General features: G+C 72.6%; 16 protein-coding genes and 1 pseudogene. 3 read left to right on the plus strand and 14 right to left on the minus strand.

Annotated features, from left to right (window positions below; translation table 11 throughout):
* Positions 1 to 57: 57 nt before the first annotated feature.
* The 7 genes from cobT to IE178_RS06110 all read right to left on the minus strand — a co-directional run bounded on the left by cobT (position 58) and on the right by IE178_RS06110 (position 10,397).
* Positions 58 to 4,185, minus strand: coding sequence for a nicotinate-nucleotide--dimethylbenzimidazole phosphoribosyltransferase (gene cobT / locus IE178_RS06080; RefSeq protein ID WP_193511552.1), 4,128 nt, complete (start codon positions 4,183 to 4,185; stop codon positions 58 to 60).
* A gap of 368 nt (positions 4,186 to 4,553) precedes the next feature.
* The gene (gene cbiE / locus IE178_RS06085) at positions 4,554 to 5,765 is read right to left on the minus strand and encodes a precorrin-6y C5,15-methyltransferase (decarboxylating) subunit CbiE (protein ID WP_193511553.1); all 1,212 of its coding nucleotides are present in this window, start codon (positions 5,763 to 5,765) and stop codon (positions 4,554 to 4,556) included.
* Positions 5,766 to 5,893: 128 nt separating this feature from the next.
* Positions 5,894 to 6,532, minus strand: coding sequence for a GNAT family N-acetyltransferase (locus IE178_RS06090; RefSeq protein ID WP_184765598.1), 639 nt, complete (start codon positions 6,530 to 6,532; stop codon positions 5,894 to 5,896).
* A gap of 147 nt (positions 6,533 to 6,679) precedes the next feature.
* Positions 6,680 to 7,507, minus strand: a complete 828-nt coding sequence (locus IE178_RS06095) for a MetQ/NlpA family ABC transporter substrate-binding protein (protein ID WP_184765597.1) — start codon at positions 7,505 to 7,507, stop codon at positions 6,680 to 6,682.
* 63 nt (positions 7,508 to 7,570) lie between these two features.
* Positions 7,571 to 8,308 (minus strand): methionine ABC transporter permease, encoded by a 738-nt coding sequence (locus IE178_RS06100; RefSeq protein WP_184765596.1) that lies wholly within the window; start codon positions 8,306 to 8,308, stop codon positions 7,571 to 7,573.
* Positions 8,305 to 9,345 carry a methionine ABC transporter ATP-binding protein gene (locus IE178_RS06105; RefSeq protein WP_193511554.1) on the minus strand — a complete coding sequence of 347 codons (1,041 nt, stop codon included), beginning with the start codon at positions 9,343 to 9,345 and terminating at the stop codon, positions 8,305 to 8,307. The genes IE178_RS06100 and IE178_RS06105 overlap by 4 nt, the downstream gene beginning before the upstream one ends.
* A 401-nt stretch (positions 9,346 to 9,746) precedes the next feature.
* Positions 9,747 to 10,397, minus strand: coding sequence for an HAD family hydrolase (locus IE178_RS06110; protein ID WP_184765594.1), 651 nt, complete (start codon positions 10,395 to 10,397; stop codon positions 9,747 to 9,749).
* Positions 10,398 to 10,589: 192 nt separating this feature from the next.
* Between IE178_RS06110 and IE178_RS06115 the strand changes: the two genes are divergently transcribed.
* Together IE178_RS06115 and IE178_RS06120 are read left to right on the plus strand one after the other, a co-directional pair.
* The gene (locus tag IE178_RS06115; protein ID WP_184765593.1) at positions 10,590 to 10,949 is read left to right on the plus strand and encodes a hypothetical protein; all 360 of its coding nucleotides are present in this window, start codon (positions 10,590 to 10,592) and stop codon (positions 10,947 to 10,949) included.
* Position 10,950: 1 nt separating this feature from the next.
* The gene (locus tag IE178_RS06120) at positions 10,951 to 11,379 is read left to right on the plus strand and encodes a hypothetical protein (protein ID WP_184765592.1); all 429 of its coding nucleotides are present in this window, start codon (positions 10,951 to 10,953) and stop codon (positions 11,377 to 11,379) included.
* Here the strand turns inward: IE178_RS06120 and IE178_RS06125 are convergent, their stop codons facing one another.
* The 3 genes and pseudogenes from IE178_RS06125 to IE178_RS06135 form a co-directional block, all read right to left on the minus strand.
* Complete coding sequence (locus tag IE178_RS06125; protein WP_184765708.1) at positions 11,380 to 11,877, minus strand: GNAT family N-acetyltransferase; 498 nt, start codon at positions 11,875 to 11,877, stop codon at positions 11,380 to 11,382.
* Between the two features lie 57 nt (positions 11,878 to 11,934).
* Positions 11,935 to 12,447, minus strand: a complete 513-nt coding sequence (locus tag IE178_RS06130; protein ID WP_184765591.1) for a sigma-70 RNA polymerase sigma factor region 4 domain-containing protein — start codon at positions 12,445 to 12,447, stop codon at positions 11,935 to 11,937.
* A gap of 76 nt (positions 12,448 to 12,523) precedes the next feature.
* Positions 12,524 to 13,692 (minus strand): annotated as a pseudogene (locus IE178_RS06135) (glycerophosphodiester phosphodiesterase).
* A gap of 425 nt (positions 13,693 to 14,117) precedes the next feature.
* On the opposite strand from IE178_RS06135, the gene IE178_RS06140 reads away from it, so the two are divergent.
* Complete coding sequence (locus IE178_RS06140) at positions 14,118 to 14,789, plus strand: lysophospholipid acyltransferase family protein (RefSeq protein WP_184765589.1); 672 nt, start codon at positions 14,118 to 14,120, stop codon at positions 14,787 to 14,789.
* A 160-nt stretch (positions 14,790 to 14,949) separates the two neighbouring features.
* Here IE178_RS06140 and IE178_RS06145 read toward each other — a convergent pair whose 3' ends face one another.
* The 4 genes from IE178_RS06145 to argH all read right to left on the minus strand — a co-directional run bounded on the left by IE178_RS06145 (position 14,950) and on the right by argH (position 19,703).
* Positions 14,950 to 16,497: an MFS transporter gene (locus tag IE178_RS06145; RefSeq protein WP_193511555.1), complete on the minus strand. Its 1,548-nt coding sequence runs from the start codon at positions 16,495 to 16,497 to the stop codon at positions 14,950 to 14,952.
* The gene (locus IE178_RS06150; protein WP_193511556.1) at positions 16,494 to 17,072 is read right to left on the minus strand and encodes a TetR/AcrR family transcriptional regulator; all 579 of its coding nucleotides are present in this window, start codon (positions 17,070 to 17,072) and stop codon (positions 16,494 to 16,496) included. The genes IE178_RS06145 and IE178_RS06150 overlap by 4 nt, the downstream gene beginning before the upstream one ends.
* 156 nt (positions 17,073 to 17,228) lie before the next feature.
* On the minus strand, positions 17,229 to 18,200 hold the full coding sequence (locus IE178_RS06155) for an aldo/keto reductase (RefSeq protein ID WP_193511557.1): 972 nt from the start codon (positions 18,198 to 18,200) through the stop codon (positions 17,229 to 17,231).
* A 75-nt stretch (positions 18,201 to 18,275) separates the two neighbouring features.
* Positions 18,276 to 19,703 (minus strand): argininosuccinate lyase, encoded by a 1,428-nt coding sequence (argH, locus tag IE178_RS06160; protein ID WP_193511558.1) that lies wholly within the window; start codon positions 19,701 to 19,703, stop codon positions 18,276 to 18,278.
* Positions 19,704 to 19,753 lie beyond the last annotated feature (50 nt).

The raw sequence follows: 19,753 nt of genomic DNA on the forward strand, positions 1-19,753 counted from the left end.
CGGCGGGGCGGGCCGGACGGCGACGGTGCGCCGCGGGTACCCGCCCCGGTCCGGACGCTACTTCTCGGTGACGCCCGCCGAGTCGAACGTCGCCACTTCGTGCATGGCCCGCGCCGTGCTCTGCACCAGCGGCAGGGCGAGCAGCGCGCCGGTGCCCTCGCCGAGCCGCAGGTCGAGGTCGACCAGGGGGCGCAGGCCCAGCTTGTTGAGGGCGGCGACATGACCGGGCTCGGCGCTGCGGTGCCCCGCGATGCAGGCGGCCAGGACCTCGGGGGCGATGGCCCGGGCCACCAGGGCGGCGGCGCCGGCGCTCACGCCGTCCAGGATGACCGGCGTACGCAGCGACGCCCCGCCGAGGAGCAGGCCGACCATGGCCGCGTGTTCGAAGCCGCCGACTGCGGCCAGGACGCCGATGGGGTCGGCCGGATCCGGCTGGTGGACGTCGAGGGCGCGGCGCACGACCTCCGTCTTGCGGGCGAGGGTCTCGTCGTTGATGCCGGTGCCGCGGCCGGTGACCTCGGCCGGGTCGGCGCCGGTGAAGACGGAGATGAGGGCGGCGGACGCGGTGGTGTTCGCGATGCCCATCTCGCCGGTCAGCAGGGCCTTGTTGCCGGCCGCGACCAGGTCGCGCGCGGTCTCGATGCCCACCTCGATGGCCTTCTTGGCCTCCTCGCGGGTCATCGCGGGGCCGGTGGTCATGTCGGACGTGCCGGCGCGGATCTTGCGCGGCAGCAGACCGGGCGTGGCCGGGAGGTCGGAGGAGACGCCCACGTCGACGACGCAGACCTCGGCGCCCACCTGCGCGGCGAAGGCGTTGCAGACCGCTCCCCCGCCGAGGAAGTTGGCGACCATCTGGGCCGTGACCTCCTGCGGCCAGGGGGTGACGCCCTGGGCGTGCACCCCGTGGTCGCCTGCGAAGATCGCGACGGCCGCGGGCTCGGGGATCGGCGGCGGGCACTGACGGGACAGTCCGGACAGCTGGGCGGAGATGATCTCCAGCATGCCGAGCGCGCCGGCGGGCTTGGTCATGCGCTTCTGGCGCTCCCACGCCTCGCCGAGCGCCTTGGCGTCCAGCGGGCGGATGTGCGCGACGGTCTCGGCAAGCAGGTCGTGGGGTTCCTCTCCGGGCAGGGCGCGACGGCCGTACGTCTCCTCGTGCACGACCCAGGACAGCGGGCGGCGCTTGGACCAGCCGGCCTGCATCAGCTCGGGCTCGTCCGGGAACTCGTCGACGTACCCCACGCACAGGTAGGCGACGACCTCCAGGTGCTCGGGCAGGCCGAGGACGCGGACCATCTCGCGCTCGTCGAAGAAGCTGACCCAGCCGACGCCGAGGCCCTCGGCGCGTGCGGCGAGCCAGAGGTTCTCCACGGCGAGCGCGGACGAGTACGGCGCCATCTGCGGCTGCGTGTGGCGGCCGAGGGTGTGCCGGCCGCCGCGCGTCGGGTCGGCGGTGACGACGATGTTCACGGGGGTGTCGAGGATGGCCTCGATCTTCAGTTCCTTGAACTGCTTCGCCCTGCCCTTGGGAAGGGACTTGGCGTAGGCGTCGCGCTGGCGCATGGCCAGTTCGTGCATGCTGCGCCGGGTCTCGGCGGAGCGGATGACGACGAAGTCCCAGGGCTGGGAGTGGCCGACGGAGGGCGCGGTGTGGGCGGCCTCCAGGACGCGGAGCAGCACCTCGTGCGGGATGGGGTCGCCGCGGAAGCCGTTGCGGATGTCCCGGCGCTCGCGCATGACCTTCAGCACGGCCTCGCGCTCGGCGTCGTCGTAGCCGGGGGCGGCCGGGCCGGCGGGCGGTGCCGCTTCGGCCTGTGCTTCGGCCTGGTCTTCCCCTTCCGCCCCCACGCCGGCGCCCAGGGTGTCCAGGTCCTCCGGGCTCTGCGCCGACTCGGCGTCCGGCGGGGCCGGTACGGTCACGCCTCGCGGTGGGGTGGGCGCGAGATGCGGTGTGGTGGGCACGGTGCCGTCCACGGGGACGAACTGCCCCAGGGGCTGGTCCGGGTCGGGTTCCAGGGGGACGGTGCCGGGGAGGGGCGTGGTGGGGGTCTGCTGGGGGCCCTGGACCGGATGCGTGTCCGCCGTGGCCGGCGCGGACGGCGCCGTGTCGGTCTCGGGTGCGGTGGTGACGGCGGACGGGTCGGACGCGTCCGGGTCGGGGCCGGGCACGGGCTCGGTGACGGCAGCGGAAGCCGCGGTGGCTGCGGCGTCGACCGCTTCCTCGGGAGCGTGCAGTGCCTCCGGGCCGGCGGAGGCCGGGGCCGGGGTCTGGGTCGTGGGTGCCTCGGCCGGGATCCCCTCGGGGGCTTCGTCGCCCGCCGTCCCGGGGGCGGGTGCGACGGCGTCGGCCGGTTCCGGGACGGCCTGAGCCGTGTCCGCCTCGACCGTGGCGGCCGGGCCGGGAACTGCCGCGGGCGCGGCGGCAACGGGCGCGGTGGTGTCCGGTTCCGCGGCGGAGGTCTCGGGGAGCGCGTCGGCGCCCGGCCCGTGGGGGGCCTGCGTCTCCTCCGCGTCCCGGGGGTGCTCCGGCACGATGACCTCGTCCCCCGGTTCCCGAGCGGCCTGCGGCGCCGCCGGTCCCTGGGCGTCCTTTGGCGTCGCGGCGTCCCCGTCCGGTACCTGGGCGCCCGAGGCCGCCTCGGTCTCCTGGGCGTGCTCCGATGCGGCAGCTTCGGCGCCCGGCGTGGGCATCTGCGCCTCCACGGTGTGCTCCGGCACGGTGGCCTCGGAGGCCGGTGCCTGAGCGGCCCGGGACGCAGGGCCCTGCGCATCCTCCGGCGTCGCGGCCTCCGCGCCCGGTACCTGAGCGCCCGCACTCTCCCCGGTCTCCTGGGCGTGCTCCGGAACAGCGGCCTCCGTGGACGGCACGGTCGCGGGCGCGGGTGCCTCGGTTTCTCCGGACGCCTCCGCCGGCTGGACGTGCTCCGCCGCCTGGACGTGTTCCGCCGCAGCGACTTCGGCATCCGGCGTCCCGGCGGCCTGCGGCGCGTCGGGCCCCTGCGGGTGTTCCGCCGCGGCCGAATCCGCCGTCGGATCCTGTGCGACCTCCGGCCCCTGGGCCTCCTCCGGAACAGCGGCCTGCGCGGACGGCTCGGTCGCGGGCGCCTGGGACGCGTCGGCCGTCCGGACGGTCCCCGGCGCGGCGGCGTCGGCTCCCGCCATCTGCTCGGCCTGCGGCGCAGCGGGCGGCTGTGCGTACTCCGGTGCTCCCGCGACGGGCTCGGCCTGCGGCGCGGCGGCCCCGTGCACGTACTCTTCCGCGGCGGGCGCCGCGCCCGGCACCTGGGATGCCTCCGGCCCCTGGACCTGCTCCGACACAGCGGCCTGCGTGGACGGCGCGGCCCCCGGGGCGGACGCCTCGATCGTCGGGGCGTGGCCCGGCACGGTGGCCTGCGGCGCCTCGGGCTCCGGGGCGTGGCCCGGCTCGGCGGCGGGGGCGGTGGGCCGGGTGTGGTCCACCACCCCGACGGGGGTGCCCGGGACGGCGTGGGGTGTCGCGGCCTCGGCAGCGCCGGTGCCCACGGGGGCGTCATGGCCGAAGTCCCCGGCCGCACCCTCGGTGTCCTGCGCGGCGACCGCCTCCGTGGCCACGCGGGTGACGACCGCCTGTGCCGCGTCCACCGGCTCCGGCGACGGAACAACCGTTTCCGCAGCCGCCGCCCCCGCGCTCACCGTGGCCTGCGCGCCCCAGGGCGCCGCTGCCTGCGGAGCCGCCGCCTCGCGCGCGCGCGGGACGTCGAGGTACTCGGGGCCGAGGGTCGGCGGGCCGGCCTGACGGGCCGGCAGGTCCGCGGGGCCGCGGTCGGCGAGGGAGCGGACCGGGCCGGCGGAGAGGTCGGGGATGGGCGGGCCGAGGTGCAGCGGGCGGCGCGGCGCGGCCGACGCCGACTGCGGCGGGTCGGGGAGCCGGACGCCGCCGAGGTCGACCGAGCCGCTGTCGCGGCCGGCCATCTCGTGCGGGCCCGGCTCGTGCACGGTCTCGACAACCGGCTCGGGCGGGGGCGGGGCGATCTCGTTGCCCCAGGCGCCCTGGGCGCCGGGCAGCAAGAGGTCTTCGTCCTCGGCCGGACTGGCCGGACTGTCGGAGAGGTAGGTGTACGTGCCGGGCGCGGGGACGCCCGGCTGCTCCACCATGCCTGCGTTCTCCGGCAGTCCCTCGCCCGGGACCTGGCCGGTGTCGGTCATGCGTACCCCTCGCCCATCGGTTAGTGCTCCTACGACCAGCTCACCCGGAACGGCGCACCGACCGCCCCACACTGAAGAACGAGCGTGCGTCCCCAGCGGCACGAACGGCCCGTCCGAAAAAGGCGACAAAGCCATTCACTGGCATTGTCGCGGCCGCACGGCCGTCGCGTCAGCTTGATCGGCGACGGTTCCGCTGTGGACTGCGCCACGTTGCGCGTCCTCCGGTTCTGCCGTACCACACACACCTCAAAACGGGCGCGCTTTCTGGGACATTGACCGACGAAGCGCCGGGTGTCCGAGTGCGGTACAACGATCGGCCAGCCTACCGCGCGCGGTACGACAACCCGATCACGGGGACGGCTACCGGATCAGTTGCCGCGCGCGGGCAGCACCCCGCTGAGCAGGAACGCGACGCTCCGTTCCTTCTCCGTCCAGGCCCGGGTGTCGAGTTCGACGGACTGGAGAAGGGCGCACTCGACCTCGTAGCCGTGCTCCGTCAGGGTCCGGCCGATGAGTTCGGCCGCGTCGCGGGTCGCGGCGTCCGCGACGATGCGCTGCGGGCGGCGGTCGGCGACCGCGGAGACCACGGCCGCTCCCCCGCCGCCGACCCGGACGACATCCGGCTCGGGGAGGTTCTCCAGTACGTGCGGGGCGGTGCCGTGGACGATCTGGAGCTGGACGCCGTGCCGTCGGGCGGTGGAGTCGGTGCGGGCGCAGGCGCGCGGGTCGCTGTCGACGGCAATGACGGCGGCGCCGGCGCGGGCGGCATCGGTGGCGAAGGCGCCGCTGCCGCAGCCGATGTCCCAGACGAGGTCGCCGAGCCTCGGTCCGAGCCGCACGAGTTGGGAGGTGCGCAGCGGTTCCCGCTCGCCCTCGCCGAGTTCGCCGCCGTACTCCTCGGCCGGCAGCGACCAGCCGCGCGGGCCGCCGGCGGGGTCGCGTCCGGCGATCCAGCCGCCGGACTCGCCCGCCCCGACCGGTCCGCCGATGACGATCACCACGTTGGGGTCGCGCCAGGTGTGGTCGGCGGCCTTGTCCGAGGTGACGACGGTGACCTGTTCGCGTTCGGTGCCGAGTTCCTCGCAGATGACGAAGGTGCGGTGGATGCCCTCCATGAGCAGCCCCAGTTCCGCGGGGCCGGCGCCGGGCGAGGTGAGGACCGCCACTTTGGTGTGGGCCCGGCATACGTTCACCGCGCGGCGCAGGGTGCGCGGGTGCGCGACCACCACGTGGGCGTCGTCCCACGGCATTCCGGCACGGGCGAAGGCGGCGGCGACCGAGGAGACGGCGGGGTCGACCTCGACCTCCAGGCCGAACTCCGGTGCGCGCAGGGTCCGTACGACACCGAAGAAGCCGGGGTCGCCGTCGGCGAGGACGACCGCCGTGCCGCGGTGGGCGGCGATGCGGCGGGCGGCGAGGACGACGGACCCGAGCCGGATGCGCTCGGCGCCCGGGGGCACCTCGGGCAGTGCCAGGTGGTGGGAGGCGCCGGCCACCAGCGTGGCGGCGCCCAGCGCGGCGCGTGCCGCGGCGGTCAGCGGCGAGCCGTCCCAGCCGATCACCGTGACCCGGTCCGCCATCGTCGTCAGTCTCCTGGGGTTTTCGCAGGTCGTCGTCGGCTGTCCCGCCCTGGGGCGGGTTTGCTGAGGTTACCTGGTGCGGCCATGAACCGCTGCGGCGGTATCGCGGGCGGCGGGTCCCCGGGAGGTCAGTTCCAGTCCGTGTAGCCGGTGAACCCGCTGGTGTCGGCCAGGTGTCCGTCCGCGCCCTCGATGTCCTCGGGCAGCAGGCTCCATACGATGAAGTCGGTGCGTATGTCGCTCCAGCCGCCGTCGTCGGTGCGGACGTGGGCTATGCAGGCGTTGCGGAGCACGCCCTCGCTGATGCAGCCGATCTTCTGGGCGACCTGCTGGGAGGCGGTGTTGTCGGCGGCGGTGCGCAGTTCGATGCGTTCGAGTCTCTGGTCGCCGAAGAGCCACTGGGCGGTGGCGAGCGCGGCCTCGGAGGCGTAGCCCTCGCCGCGCGCCCAGGGGGCGATGATGTACGACAGTTCGGTGGACCGCACGTGCCAGTTGGTCTTGGTCAGCTGGATGATGCCGACCAGGCGCTGGGTGAGGAACTCGGTGACGGCGAGGTCGAGTCCGCGGCCGGCCTCGCGCTCCGCGGGGGCGTGCTCGGTGATCCAGCCGTGGGCGGCCTGCTCGGTGAACGGCTGGGGGACGTCGGTCCAGGCGGCGACCTGGTCGTCGTTCATCATCGCGGCGAGGGCGGGGACGTCGTCCGTGTCGAGGGGACGCAGCACCAACCGCTCCGTGCTGATGGAGATGTTGGGGAAGGTGCTCGTCATGCGCCGCTCCGTAACCTGAGAGACCGTCGGGTGCTGCTGAACTGCCCAGCATGCAGCATGAAAGCACCGAACCGCACGACGGGGTCCACTCCCTGCAGCGGAGTGGACCCCGTGAGTGGCCGGCGTGCCGGACCGGAGGAAGGCGGATCAGAAGGAGGCGAGGACGGAACCGGCGTACTTGTCCTCGATGAACTTCTTCACCTCGGGGGAGGTGAGGAGCTCGGCGAGCTTCTTCACGCGCGGGTCGTCCTCGTTGCCCTCCTTGACCGCGAGGAGGTTGCTGTTCGGGTTGCCCTTGGCGGACTCGAGGACCAGGGCGTCCTTCGCGGGCTTGAGGTCGGCCTCGATGGCGTAGTTGCCGTTGACGACCGCGGCGTCGACGTCGTCCAGGGAGCGCGGCGTCTGGGCGGCCTCCAGCTCCTTGAACTTCAGGTTCTTCGGGTTCTTGGTGATGTCCGCGGGGGTCGCCGCGGTGCCGACGCCGTCCTTGAGGGTGAGGAGCCCGTTGGCGGCGAGCAGCTGCAGGGCGCGCCCCTCGTTGACGGTGTCGTTGGGGATCGCGACGGTCGCACCGCTCTTGAGCTCTTCGGCCTTGTCGGCCTTGTGCGAGTACAGGCCGAGCGGCTCCAGGTGCACGTCGACGACGGACACGACGTGGGTGCCGTTCTTCTTGTTGAAGTCGTCGAGGTACGGCTGGGTCTGGAAGAAGTTGGCGCCGACCGAGCCGTCCTCCGTCGCCGTGTTCGGCGTGACGTAGTCGGTGAACTCCTTGACCTCGAGGTCGAGGCCGGCCTTCTCCGCGAGGTTGTCCTTGACGAAGGTCAGGATCTCGGCGTGCGGCACGGGGCTCGCGGCGACGATCAGCGGGCCGGAGGTGTCGGAGGCGGCGTCCTGCTCCGAGCCGCAGGCGGTGAGCCCGAGGGTGAGGGCTCCGGCGGCGAGGACGGCGGTGGTGATCTTGGCGGTGTTACGCACGAAAAGTGCCTTTCCTTGGTGGTGCGACCCGGTCTTGTGTGAGACGGGGAGTCCTGGGGGGAGTCAGGCGACCTTGCTGACGTCGGCCGCGGCGGGCTCCTTGGCCTTCAGCAGCCGCAGCCTTGGCGAGGAGCCCGAGCGGCCGCCGCGGCGGTGCAGGGCGCGGGCGGCGTAGTCGCCGGCGAACTGGATGAGCGAGATGACCACGGCGAGGATCGCGACGGTGATCCACATCAGGCCGGTGTCGAAGCGCTGGTAGCCGTAGCGGACGGCGAGGTCGCCGAGTCCGCCGCCGCCGACGGTGCCGGCCATGGCCGAGTAGCCGATCAGCGCGATGATCGTGGTGGTGGTGCTGGCGATCAGCGAGGGCAGCGCCTCGGGGACGAGGACCTTGCGGACGATGGTCCAGGTGTTGCCGCCCATCGCCTGCACGGCCTCGACGAGTCCGTGGTCCACCTCGCGCACGGCCGTCTCGACGAGCCGGGCGAAGAAGGGGATGCCGCCGATGGCGAGCGGCACGATCGCGGCCTCGCTGCCGATGGTGGTGCCGGTGACCCAGCGGGTGAAGTTCATCAGGGCGACCATGAGGATGATGAACGGCAGCGAGCGGCCGATGTTCACGATCTGCCCGATGACCTTGTTCACCACGGTGTTCTGCAGTAGTCCCCCCTTGTCGGTGAGGACGAGCAGGACGCCGAGCGGGAGGCCGCCGACGACGGCGATGAGGGTGGACCAGCCGACCATCACCAGCGTCTCGGTACAGGCCTGTTCGAGCAGCGGCTGCATCGTGGACCAGGTCACTTGGCCCCCTCCTTCACCAGCGCGGGCGACTGTTCGTGGTGCACCACGTCGATCTGCAGTCCCTGTTCGCGCAGGAAGCCGATCGGCACGACGTTGTCCTCGTAGCGGCCGGGCAGTTCGATGCGCATCCGGCCGACCTGCAGGCCGCCCACGGTGTCGATGGCTGCGCCGAGGATCGATATGTCGATGTTGTAGGTGCGCGACAGCTGGGAGATGACCGGCTGGGTCGCGCTCTCGCCCTGGAAGGTGACGTCGAGGACGGTGCGGTCGTCGCCGGAGGCCTCGCCGCCGACCGGGAAGAGCGCGGCGGCCAGTTCGGAGCCGGGGGTGGCGAGCAGTTCGGTGACCGTGCCGGACTCGACGATGCGGCCCTTGTCCATGAGGGCGGCCGAGTCGCAGATCGACTTCACGACGTCCATCTCGTGGGTGATGAGCAGGACGGTGAGTCCGAGCTGCCGGTTCAGGTCGCGCAGGAGCGCGAGGATCGAGCGGGTGGTCTCGGGGTCGAGGGCACTGGTGGCCTCGTCGGAGAGCAGCACCTTGGGGTCGCCGGCCAGCGCGCGGGCGATGCCGACCCGCTGCTTCTGACCGCCGGACAGCTGGGCGGGGTAGGCCTTGGCCTTGTCGGCGAGGCCGACCAGGTCGAGCAGCTCCAGCGCCCTGCTGGAACGTTCCTTCCCTGATGTGCCGAGGATTTCCAGCGGGAGCTCGACGTTGTCCTGCACCGTGCGGGAGGACAACAGGTTGAAGTGCTGGAAGACCATGCCGATGCGGCTGCGCGCCTGCCGCAGCTCCCGGCCGGCGCGCGGACCGCGGCCGGCGAGCGCGGTGAGGTCCTGGCCGGCCACGGTCACCGTGCCCGAGGTGGGGCGTTCCAGCAGGTTGACGCAGCGGATGAGGGAGGACTTGCCGGCACCGGACTGGCCGATGACGCCGTAGACCTCGCCCTCGCGAACGTGCAGGTCGACGCCGTCCAGGGCGGTGACCTCGCGGCCGCGGGAGCGGTAGACCTTCGTGAGGCCCGTAGTGGTGATCACGTGGGGTTTCCGTCACTGTCGAGTGCGCGGCGCGTCGTGGGCGCCGGGCACGAGGCATTCAGGGTCGAAAGCAGCCTGGGCGCACGGATCTCGCGGGCGGCGGAGGAAGCCGTGGAGGAGGAACGTGCGCGCGGGGGCGTGGCTCAGTCGCGTATGCGGCGCATGCGGCCGGACATGAGCGGGCTCTCGCTTCGGGGCGCGAGGCTCAGCTGGTGCGGGGGCCCTCTAGAAGGCGCGCATTCGGCACTGACACATACAACGAGCACCGGGCGTCAGGGTCGCCTCGGTCGCAGCGGTGCGGTCGCTCGTCGTGGTCATGCGATCAGTAAAGCAGACGTTCGGACCTGACCCGGTCACGGCTGTCCGGATAGTGGACAGCCGTGGACACCGGCGCGTGCGCCTCAGCGGCGTACGGAGATCTCCACTCCCGCGTCCGTGACCAGTGCGGACAGGGCCGAGAGGTCCTCGACGACGAGGTCGGCGGTCAGCTCGTCGGCCCGGTGGGTTGTGGCCAAGGCCACGGTGGTCATGCCGGCGGCGCGGCCGGCCTGGAGTCCGGCCGGGGCGTCCTCGAAGACGACACAGCGGGCGGGGTCGACACCGAGGATGCGGGCGGCGAGGAGGTAGGGCTCGGGGTCCGGCTTGCCCCGGGTGATGTCGTCGGCGGCGACCAGGGTCTTGGGCAGGATGCCGACGGCGTCGAGGCGGGCCTCGGCCAGTCGCCGCGTGGCGGAGGTCACCACGGCCCAGCGCTCGGCGGGCAGCGCCGCGAGGAAGTCCTCGGTCCCCGGCAGCAGGCGCACACCGTCGTTGGGCACGTCCTCCACCTCCAGGTCCTCGATCCGCGCGACGGCCTCCGGCACGACATCGGCGGGCAGCAGGTCGGCGGCTATCTCCGCGGCCGGCCGCCCGTGCAGCTCGACCCGCCCGAACTCCTCGGCCGTGATGCCGAACTCCTCGGCCCACCGCGTCCAGCAGCGCCGCACGGACAGCAGGGAGGAGACAAGGGTTCCGTCGTTGTCGAACAGCAGGGCCTGTGCGTGGATCGTCATGCGGTCGACCCTACGGGTGCGCCGGACCGCGCCGGACCCGCGCCCGCCCGTGGTCGTCACGGCACGAGGTCCCGGGTGAGCGCCTTCGGGGCGAGCGGTCCGCTGCCCGGCGACGAGGCCGCAAGGACGCCGGCCCGGATGCTTGCGGGGGCGAACGCGGCGGGGCGTTTCCGACGTAATAAAGTCGCTGCCATGCTTGATGTCCTGACGGTGGTGACCGGTGTCGCCGCGCTGCTCCTCGGTGCCTGGTGCGGGTGGGCCGCCTACCGTGATCAGCCGACGAAGGACTGGCACTTCATCGGGATGGCCGTGGTCACGCTGCTGGCGCTGGTCCAGCTGATCGTCGGGATCGTGCAGCTGGCCCGGGGCGAGAAACCGGAGCAGGGCACGACGATCTTCGTGGCGTATCTGCTCGGCGCGTTCGCGTGCGTCCCGGCGGCCGGCTTCCTGTCGCTGGGCGAGCGCAGCCGCTGGGGATCGGTGACGGTCGCCGCGAGCGGTGTCGTGCTGGCCGTGCTCGAGGTGCGGCTCTACGACATCTGGGGAGGCTGAGATGGCCGCGACGCGGCAGAAGCCGGACCGGACACGGCTGATCGGCGGGCCCGGACTGCTGCTGGTGTGGCTGTACGGGGTGATGGTCGTCGGCGCCGTGTCGCGCTCCGCGTACCAGATCGCCACCGAGTTCGACCGGGCCCCGCTCGCCTATTCCCTGTCGGCGCTGGCCGGAGTGGTCTACGGCTTCATCACCTACACCCTGGTCCGCGGCGGGGAGGCGGCCCGCAGGGCGGCGCTGGTGTGCTGCGCCGCCGAGCTCGTGGGCGTCCTGACCGTCGGCACCTGGACGCTGGTGGATCCGTCCGCCTTCCCCGACGCGACCGTGTGGTCGGACTACGGGATGGGGTACCTCTTCATTCCCGTGCTGCTGCCCCTCACCGCCGTGTACTGGCTGCGCACGGCGCGGCCGAGGCGGCCCGCGGCCTGATCAGGCGGTCGTCGCGTAGGCCTCCGCCTGCTTCTCCAGGACGATCATCGGTACGCCGTCCGAGCCCTGGGACGTGCCCACCCGCTGGTAGCCGACCTTGCTGTAGAGCCGCAGGTTGCTCTCGCTGCGGTGCCCGGCGTGCAGCCGGAACGTCCTGGCGCCGCGCTCGCCGGCGAGGGCGGATTCCGCCGCCCTGAGGAGACGCGCGCCGATGCCGTGCCCCTGGAGGCGGGGGTGGACGCAGAGCTTGCCGATCGCGGCGGTGCCGTCCTCGGAGATCTGGCCGTGCACCGAGCCGACGATCTCGTCACCGAGGCGGGCGACGAAGACGCAGTCGGCGGCGACCTCCTCGCGGACCGAGTCGAGGGTTTGGACGAGAGGGTCGATGCGGTAGTTGCCGTAGAGCGCCGCCTCGCTCTGGAAGCACAGGTACTGCAACCTGAAGATCTGCTCCGCGTCCTGCTCGGCCGCCTCGGAGATGGTCACGCTCATGCCCATGTGCGCATGCCTCCCGCTCACCTGATCACCTGTCGTCCCTCACTCCTATCCCCGTCCTCAGCGCGCCGCAACCTCCCGTGTGAGCAAACGCCGCAGACATCCCAGACATCTGGAACGTTCCGGACCGATACTGCCCTGTGACATACCCAACTCCCCAGCGATTTCCCCGTATGTCGGGTCGCGCGGGGACAGCAGGGCCTCCATCAGCCGGGGGCAGCGGCCGGGCAGCCGCCGCACGGCGTCCAGCAGGGCGCGGCGGCGGGCGGCGGTGAGCGCGAGACGTTCGGGGTCGTGACGGCCGTCGTCGGCGGGTTCGCCGGTCAGCCCTCTTTCGCGGCGGGCGGTGCGGCGGCTGCGGCGGACCTCCGCGCGGACGGCCCGGCGGAGCCAGACCGGGGGGTCGGACGGCGGGCCGTCGGCGTCGAGGCGCTCCAGGAGGCGGAGCCAGACCGCCTGTTCCAGGTCGCCCGGTTCGGCCCCCGAGCCGGGCGCCTCGGCGGCGGCCTCCGCGAGGAGCAGCGGACGGAGGGAGTCGACCAGCTCGTGCGCCGTGACCGGCTCAGGTGTCATACGCGCAACGACTCGGCCGCCCCGGGCAGGGTTGCCCGGGGCGGCCCGAACTTCACCCCGACCGGGGCGAAGGGTGTCAGTCGTTGACGAAGTCCTCGCGGGCCAGCAGCCCGGTGTCCGGGTTGTCGGTGAAGACGCCGTCGATGCCGGTGGCGAAGTACGCCCGGTAGGCGCCGAAGACGTCGCCGTAGGCGTCGGGGTCGGTGCCCTTGCGGAAGTCGGCGGGCAGGAAGGGGTTCTCGTTGCGCATCGTGTAGGGGTGCAGGATGAGGCCCGCCCGGTGGGCGTCGCGGACCAGGGTGGTCGGCTCGGTGAGCCTGCCGCTCGCGTCGCGCGGGATGACCAGGTCGAGGGTGGGACCGATGCCCTGGGCGTAGGAGGCGATCTCCTTCAGGCCCTCGGGGGTGATGAGGTCGGCGACGGTGCGCGGGTCGCCGGACTCGACGAAGTCCCAGGGGCGGCTGTTGGCGCCGGACAGGAGCACCACGAGCGGGTTGTCCACGAGCCTGCGCAGCCGCTGGATGCTGGTCGGCTCGAACGACTGCAGGACGACCGGCGCGTTCCGGCCGTCCTTGCCGTACTCGCGCAGCAGCTTCGCCACCCGCTCCTCCAGGCCGAGGCCGAGATCGCGGAAGTAGGTGGGGTGCTTGGTCTCGGGGTAGATCCAGACCTGCTTGCCGCGCTTGCGCGTCTGCTCGTCCTGCCAGCGCAGCACCTCCTCGAAGGTGGGGATCTCCCAGCGGCCGTCGTACAGGGTGTTGTGCGGGCGGTTGGCCGGGATGCGCTCGACGGCGCGCAGCCGCTTCAGTTCGGCGAGGGTGAAGTCCTCGGTGAACCAGCCGGTGACGGCGACGCCGTCCAGCGTCTTGGTCGTGCGGCGGCCGGCGAACTCGGGGTGGTCGGCGACGTCGGTGGTGCCGCCGATCTCCGGCTCGTGCCGGCAGACGATGTGGCCGTCCCTGGTGGGCACGAGGTCACCGGCCTCGACGATGTTGCGCCCATGTCGAGGGCGAGCTGGTAGGCGCCGAGGGTGTGCTCGGGGCGGTAGCCGCTGGCCCCTCGGTGCCCGACGATCGTCGGGACGGGCAGGCTCTTCAGCCCTCGGCCGCCGCCGCGGCGGGCGCCGGCGGCTCTCGCCGTGCCGCCCAGTCCCAGGACCGTTCCGGACGCGCCGAGCACCGCCGCACCGAGGAGGGCCCGCCGTCCGGTTCCGCCCGTCTGTTCGTTCGACTCCCGCGTTGCCATGAGCGCCTCCTGCTGTCGCCTCGTCCGGTGCGGGCCGATCGTAGGTGCGCGTGGATGACGGACGGGAGACCCCGGGCCGAACACACGGGTGACGTTCCATGGCGTACGTCCCTCATACGGATGATGTACCCCAGGCGCACGTCTGTCGTATTGCGGGGGGCATGTGACGGATCGTCCGATTGGGCCGGGCGGACGGGGGAACCCGTGCGGTGTGCGGGTCCGGGCGAGTTCCGTCACAGTGCGACGGCCGCGTTTCGCGCCGCCCACGGGCGGGCCACCGCAGATGAACCAGGGTCAAAAGTGCGTAAGACGCGGGTGAACTCACATGAGCCCGATGTGCGCAACCCCCCGGGCCGCGAGTAATGTCCTCACCTGCACAGACTCGTACGGCATTCACCGACGTCCGCTTCGAACCGGAGGGCCCGTTGTCCCGCTTCGCGCTCATCAAGGCAGTGCTCGGACCGATCATGCGCCTGATGTTCCGCCCACAGGTGGAGGGCGCGGAGCGCATCCCGGGCGACGGTCCGGTGATCCTGGCCGGCAACCACCTGACGTTCATCGACTCGATGATCCTTCCGCTCGTCTGCGACCGCCAGGTCTTCTTCATCGGCAAGGACGAGTACGTCACCGGCAAGGGCCTCAAGGGCCGGCTGATGGCCTGGTTCTTCACCGGCGTCGGCATGATCCCGGTGGACCGCGACGGCGGCCGGGGCGGGGTGGCGGCGCTGATGACCGGACGCCGGGTGCTCGAGGAGGGCAAGGTCTTCGGCATCTACCCGGAGGGCACCCGCTCCCCCGACGGCCGTCTGTACCGGGGCCGTACCGGCATCGCCCGGCTCACTCTGATGACCGGTGCGCCCGTCGTGCCGTTCGCCATGATCGGCACGGACAAGCTCCAGCCTGGCGGCGCGGGTCTGCCCCGGCCGGGCAAGGTCACGGTCCGCTTCGGCGAGGCGATGGAGTTCTCCCGCTACGACGGCATGGACCGCGACCGCTACGTCCTGCGCGCGGTCACCGACTCGGTGATGACCGAGGTGATGCGGCTGTCCGGCCAGGAGTACGTCGACATGTACGCCAGCAAGGCGAAGGCCGCGTAGACGCTGGGCGCCGGCCTGAGCGGGGGGCGAGGGCGGGGGTTGGCTGGGGTGCTGCCGCGGGTGCGGGGGGTGTGGCTGGTCGCGCAGTTCCCCGCGCCCCTCGGGGTGGGCTGTCCAGGCGTTGGCTTCCTGTTGACCCGCGCCCCCTGGGGTGGGCTGTTCAGGCGTTGGCTCCCAGGTGCCCCTGGGGGCGGTCGTCCAGTTTTTGGCCCTGGAGCATGAACCAGGCCGCTACCGCCGCCGCCAGCAGGACCGCCGCTCCGGTGCCCGCGGCGAGGGCGAGGCCGTCGACGAAGGACTGGCGGGCCGCGTCGAGCATCGGCAGCGCGATGTGGGCGGGCAGGCCGGCGGTCGCCTCGACGGCTCCGCCCAGCGACTCGTGCGCCGCGGCGGGCGTGCCCGCGGGGCCGTCGAAGCCGCGGTAGACACCGGTCACGATGGAGCCGAGTACGGCGATGCCGAGGGCCGCGCCGAGTTCGTACGCGGTCTCGGAGACGGCGGAGGCGGCGCCCGCCTGTTCCTTGGGCACGCTGGAGAGGATCACATCGGCCGTCACGGTGAACGAGAAACCGGCGCCGGCCCCGACCACCAGCAGCGCCGCCCCGAGCAGGGGATAACCGGTGGACTGGCCGATCACCGTCAGCGCGGCCAGCGCGAGACCGACGGCGGCCAGTCCGCCGGCGACGACCGAGCGCACCGAGAACCGCCGGGCGGCCCGGCCCGCGACCAGTCCGGCCACCACCGCGCCGATCGCTGCGGGAAGTTCGGCCAGCCCCGCCTCCAACGGGCGCCGCCCCTGCACGAGTTGCAGATACTGCGAGAGGAAGAACACCAGCCCGGACAGTCCGAGGATGCTCAGCAGATCGGCCAGTACGGCGCCGCTGAAACCGCGGTGCTTGAACAGCCGCATGTCCAGCAACGGGACCGGGAGGGTCAGCTGACGGCGGACGAATCCGTACAGGGCACCCGCGCCCAGCAGCCCCGCGGCCAGGGCGGACGCGCCGACGCCGTGCGTCGCGGTCTCCTTCACCGCGTACACGACACCGACCATGCCGACCAGTGACAGTACGAGACTGGTCAGGTCCCACGGGCCGGGGGCCGGGTTGCGGGACTCGGGGAGCAGCTTGACGCCGACGACCACCAGGACGGCCATCACGGGCAGGTTGATCAGGAAGACCGAGCCCCACCAGAAGTGTTCGAGCAGGAAGCCTCCGACGACGGGCCCGACCGCGGCGCCCGCGGAGGCGGCGGCGCCCCAGACGCCGACGGCGAGACTGCGTTCGCGCGGGTCGTGGAAGAGGTTGCGGATCAGGGCGAGGGTGGCCGGCATCAGGGTGGCGCCGGCGACACCGAGCAGGGCCCGCGCGGCAATCATCGACTCGGGCGTGCCGGCGTAGGCGTTGAGCACGGATATCGCGCCGAACGCGGTGGCACCGTACAGCAGGATCCGCTTGCGGCCGATGCGGTCGCCGAGGCTGCCCATGGAGACGAGCAGACCGGCGATCACGAACGAGTAGACGTCCCCGATCCACAGCAGCTGACTGCCGGTGGGTTCGAGGTCCTCACTGATGTACGGGGTGGCCAGGCCGAGGACGGTCGCGTCGACGGCGACCAGCAGCACGGCGAGCACGAGGACGGACAGCGCGAGCCACCGACCCGGCCGCCGCACCGCCTCGGTCGTGGTCTCCGGTCGCAGGGCGCTGGTCATGAGCTCTTCCCCCGTCCCGACGGTGCGGGGCTGTCCGGGCGTCGGGCGCCGCCGAGCAGCAGTTCGGTGATCATGTGGGTGAAGTCCTTGGGCGCGACACGGCCCTCGGCCACCGCCCAGGCGGCGGAGGCGAGCAGTCCGTAGAGGGCCTCGGTGAGCCAGGCGGGGGTGAGGTCGATACGGAACTCCCCGCTCGACTGGCCGCGCCGGAACAGCGCGGTGACGCGCTCGTCGATCCTGGCCCAGCCTGCGTTCTGCTCCTCGCCCTCGAACAGCTGGTTCTCGGTGTAGAGGAAGGCGAGCAGCGGGGCGTGCGGTTCGATCCCGGCGACCAGACGGCGCACGGCGTCACCGGCGGGTCCCTCGTCGGGCCGGGCCGCGTCCAGGGCGGCCTCGCACTCCGCGATCCCGAGCGCCTCCAGCGCCCGGATGAGCGCGTCCCGTCCGGCGAACTGCCGGTGCAGCGTGGCGCGACTGATTCCGGAGGCCTTGGCGACCTCGTCCATGGTCGCGGTGGATTTACGGGTCAGCAGGGCGGCGGCGCTGCGCAGCACATGGTCACGATCGACAGCCATGAGACAACCGTACCTCGGATGAGACGCCAACGTCTCATGCGCTGCGTGCGCGTCTCATGGCTCGAGCTCGAGCTCGTGCTCGTGCTCGTGCTCGTGCTCGTGCTCGTGCTCGTGCTCGTGCTCGTGCTCGTGCTCGTGAGAGTGGCCCCCGGGTGCTCAGTGCCAGGGCAGCTGTCCGCGCCGCTCCCAGTAGGCCCGGGGTTCCTCGACCAGGCCGGCGAGGCGGGACAGCTGGTCGTCGGTGAGGTCGACGACGGCGGCGTGCAGGTTGGAGGCGAGCTGGGCGGAGGTCGCCGCGCCGGAGAGCACGACACCGGCCCACGGCTGCCGCAGGACGACCGCCAGGGCGATGGCGTCACAGCCCAGCCCGGTCTCCTCGGCGACGGCCCGCAGCGCCTCGGGGGCGCCCGGGCCGGCCAGCCGGCCGTTGGCCATGCCCTCCTTGACGATCACCGTGAGTCCGGCGTCGTGCGCCTCGGCGAGCGCGGGCCCGGCGGAGGTCTCCAGCGCGTTGTACGTGGACTGGACGGTACGGAAGAGGGGCTCGCCGTCGACCGTGACGGCGAGGGCGGTGCGGATGGCGTCCGCCTGGGCCGGGCCGCTGGTGGAGAAGCCGACGGTGATCCCCCGGGCCGCCGCCTCCGCGAGCCGGGCGTGCAGCTCCTTGTCGGTGAGGGCGGGGCTCTGGGGGGTCACCGAGTGGATCTGGTAGAGGTCGAGACGGTCCCCGAGCAGGGTGTCGGTCTCGGCGCGCTGACGCTCGTACGCCGCGAGGGAGTGGTCCTTGACCTCGTGCCGCTCGGCGTCGGCGGACCAGTCGGCGGTGTAGGTGTAACCCCACTTGCTGCCGATGACGACGTCGTCGACGTCGGGCCGGTTCTGCAGCCAGCCGGCGAGGAACTCCTCGGAGCGGCCGTAGGAGCGGGCGGCGTCGAAGTAGCGCACGCCCTGGGCGTAGGCGGCGTCGAGGAGTTCATGCGTGCGGGTGCGCAGCGCCTCGACGCTGCGGTTCTCCCCGAGGTCGTGGTCCCGGCCGAGGTTGATGTAGCCGGGACGGCCGACGGCGGCGAGGCCCAGGCCGATGTGGCAGGTGGGCGTCGTCACTGAGGCGAGGCGGGCGAAGGGCATCGCGGGCTCCGTTCGGTCGGCTCCTTGCGGCTGTCGACCAACGTAACCCGCGATGCCCACGTGCCACCCGGTGGGTTACTTCTTGGCGTTCGCCCAGGTGTGCTGGACCGCCACGTCCGCCTTGACCTCGGCGAGCTGGACGGCGACCGCGTCCGGCGCCGTGCCGCCCCGGCCGCTGCGCGAGGCGAGCGCGCCGGGGACGTCGAGGACGGTGCGCACCTCGGGGGTGAGGTGGGCGGAGATCTTCGCGAACTGCTCGTCGGTCAGTTGGTCCAGCTCCTTGCCCTCTGCCTCGGCGGCCTTGACGCACTCGCCGGCCACCTCGTGCGCGACGCGGAACGGCACGCCCTGCTTGACCAGCCACTCGGCGATGTCGGTGGCGAGGGAGAATCCGGCCGGGGCCAGCTCCTCCATGCGCTCGCGGTGCACGGTGAGCGTGGCCATCATGCCGGTGAACGCGGGCAGCAGGACCTCCAGCTGGTCGATGGAGTCGAAGACCGGCTCCTTGTCCTCCTGGAGGTCGCGGTTGTACGCCAGCGGCAGCGCCTTGAGGGTCGCCATGAGGCCGGTCAGGTTGCCGATCAGCCGGCCCGACTTGCCGCGCGCCAGCTCCGCGATGTCCGGGTTCTTCTTCTGCGGCATGATCGACGAGCCGGTGGAGAAGGCGTCGTGCAGGGTCACGAAGGAGAACTCCTTCGTGTTCCAGATGATGACCTCCTCGGCGATCCGGGAGAGGTTGACGCCGATCATCGCGGTGATGAAGGCGAACTCGGCGACGAAGTCCCGGGAGGCCGTGCCGTCGATGGAGTTGGCCGCGCTGCCGTGCTCGAAGCCGAGGTCGCGGGCGACCGCCTCGGGATCGAGGCCGAGGGAGGATCCGGCCAGCGCGCCCGAGCCGTACGGCGACACGGCAGTGCGCTCGTCCCACTGGCGCAGCCGCTCGGCGTCCCGGGACAGCGCCTGGACGTGCGCGAGGACGTGGTGGGCGAAGAGCACCGGCTGGGCGTGCTGGAGGTGGGTGCGGCCGGGCATGGCCACGTCCGGGTGGGCCTCGGCGAGGCCGACCAGCGCGTCCTGGAGGTCGGCGATCAGAGCGCCGATGGTGCGGGCGTGGTCCCGCAGGTACATGCGGAAGAGGGTGGCCACCTGGTCGTTGCGCGACCGTCCGGCGCGCAGCTTGCCGCCGAGGTCCGGGCCGAGCCGCTCCAGCAGGCCCCGCTCCAGGGCGGTGTGCACGTCCTCGTCGGCGATGGTGCCGGTGAAGTCGCCGGACGCCACGTCGGCTTCCAGCTGGTCGAGTCCGGCGAGCATGCGGGTCAGCTCGTCCTCGGTGAGCAGCCCCGCCGTGTGCAGCACGCGCGCGTGGGCACGCGAACCGGCGATGTCGTAGGGGGCGAGACGCCAGTCGAAGTGGACGGACGCGGACAGCTTCGCCAGGGCCTCGGCGGGACCGTCGGCGAAACGGCCGCCCCAGAGCCGTACGTCACCGCTGTTGCTGCTCACTTGCGTTGCTCCTCGAGGGTTCCGGATGTGCCACCGCCTCCCCACGGTCG

This window comes from Streptomyces griseoloalbus (assembly GCA_014650015.1).
In the GTDB taxonomy this organism is placed as follows: Bacteria; Actinomycetota; Actinomycetes; order Streptomycetales; family Streptomycetaceae; genus Streptomyces; species Streptomyces griseoloalbus.

What these genes read in the sequence shown, in the direction of transcription:
- IE178_RS06150 (WP_193511556.1), bottom strand. Translation starts at nt 17,072, where the DNA reads ATGGCTGTCGATCGTGACCATGTGCTGCGCAGCGCCGCCGCCCTGCTG.
- IE178_RS06125 (WP_184765708.1), bottom strand. Translation starts at nt 11,877, where the DNA reads ATGGGCATGAGCGTGACCATCTCCGAGGCGGCCGAGCAGGACGCGGAG.
- cbiE (WP_193511553.1), bottom strand. Translation starts at nt 5,765, where the DNA reads ATGGCGGACCGGGTCACGGTGATCGGCTGGGACGGCTCGCCGCTGACC.
- IE178_RS06130 (WP_184765591.1), bottom strand. Translation starts at nt 12,447, where the DNA reads ATGACACCTGAGCCGGTCACGGCGCACGAGCTGGTCGACTCCCTCCGT.
- cobT (WP_193511552.1), bottom strand. Translation starts at nt 4,185, where the DNA reads ATGACCGACACCGGCCAGGTCCCGGGCGAGGGACTGCCGGAGAACGCA.
- IE178_RS06120 (WP_184765592.1), top strand. Translation starts at nt 10,951, where the DNA reads ATGGCCGCGACGCGGCAGAAGCCGGACCGGACACGGCTGATCGGCGGG.
- IE178_RS06115 (WP_184765593.1), top strand. Translation starts at nt 10,590, where the DNA reads ATGCTTGATGTCCTGACGGTGGTGACCGGTGTCGCCGCGCTGCTCCTC.
- IE178_RS06110 (WP_184765594.1), bottom strand. Translation starts at nt 10,397, where the DNA reads ATGACGATCCACGCACAGGCCCTGCTGTTCGACAACGACGGAACCCTT.
- IE178_RS06145 (WP_193511555.1), bottom strand. Translation starts at nt 16,497, where the DNA reads ATGACCAGCGCCCTGCGACCGGAGACCACGACCGAGGCGGTGCGGCGG.
- IE178_RS06155 (WP_193511557.1), bottom strand. Translation starts at nt 18,200, where the DNA reads ATGCCCTTCGCCCGCCTCGCCTCAGTGACGACGCCCACCTGCCACATC.
- IE178_RS06090 (WP_184765598.1), bottom strand. Translation starts at nt 6,532, where the DNA reads ATGACGAGCACCTTCCCCAACATCTCCATCAGCACGGAGCGGTTGGTG.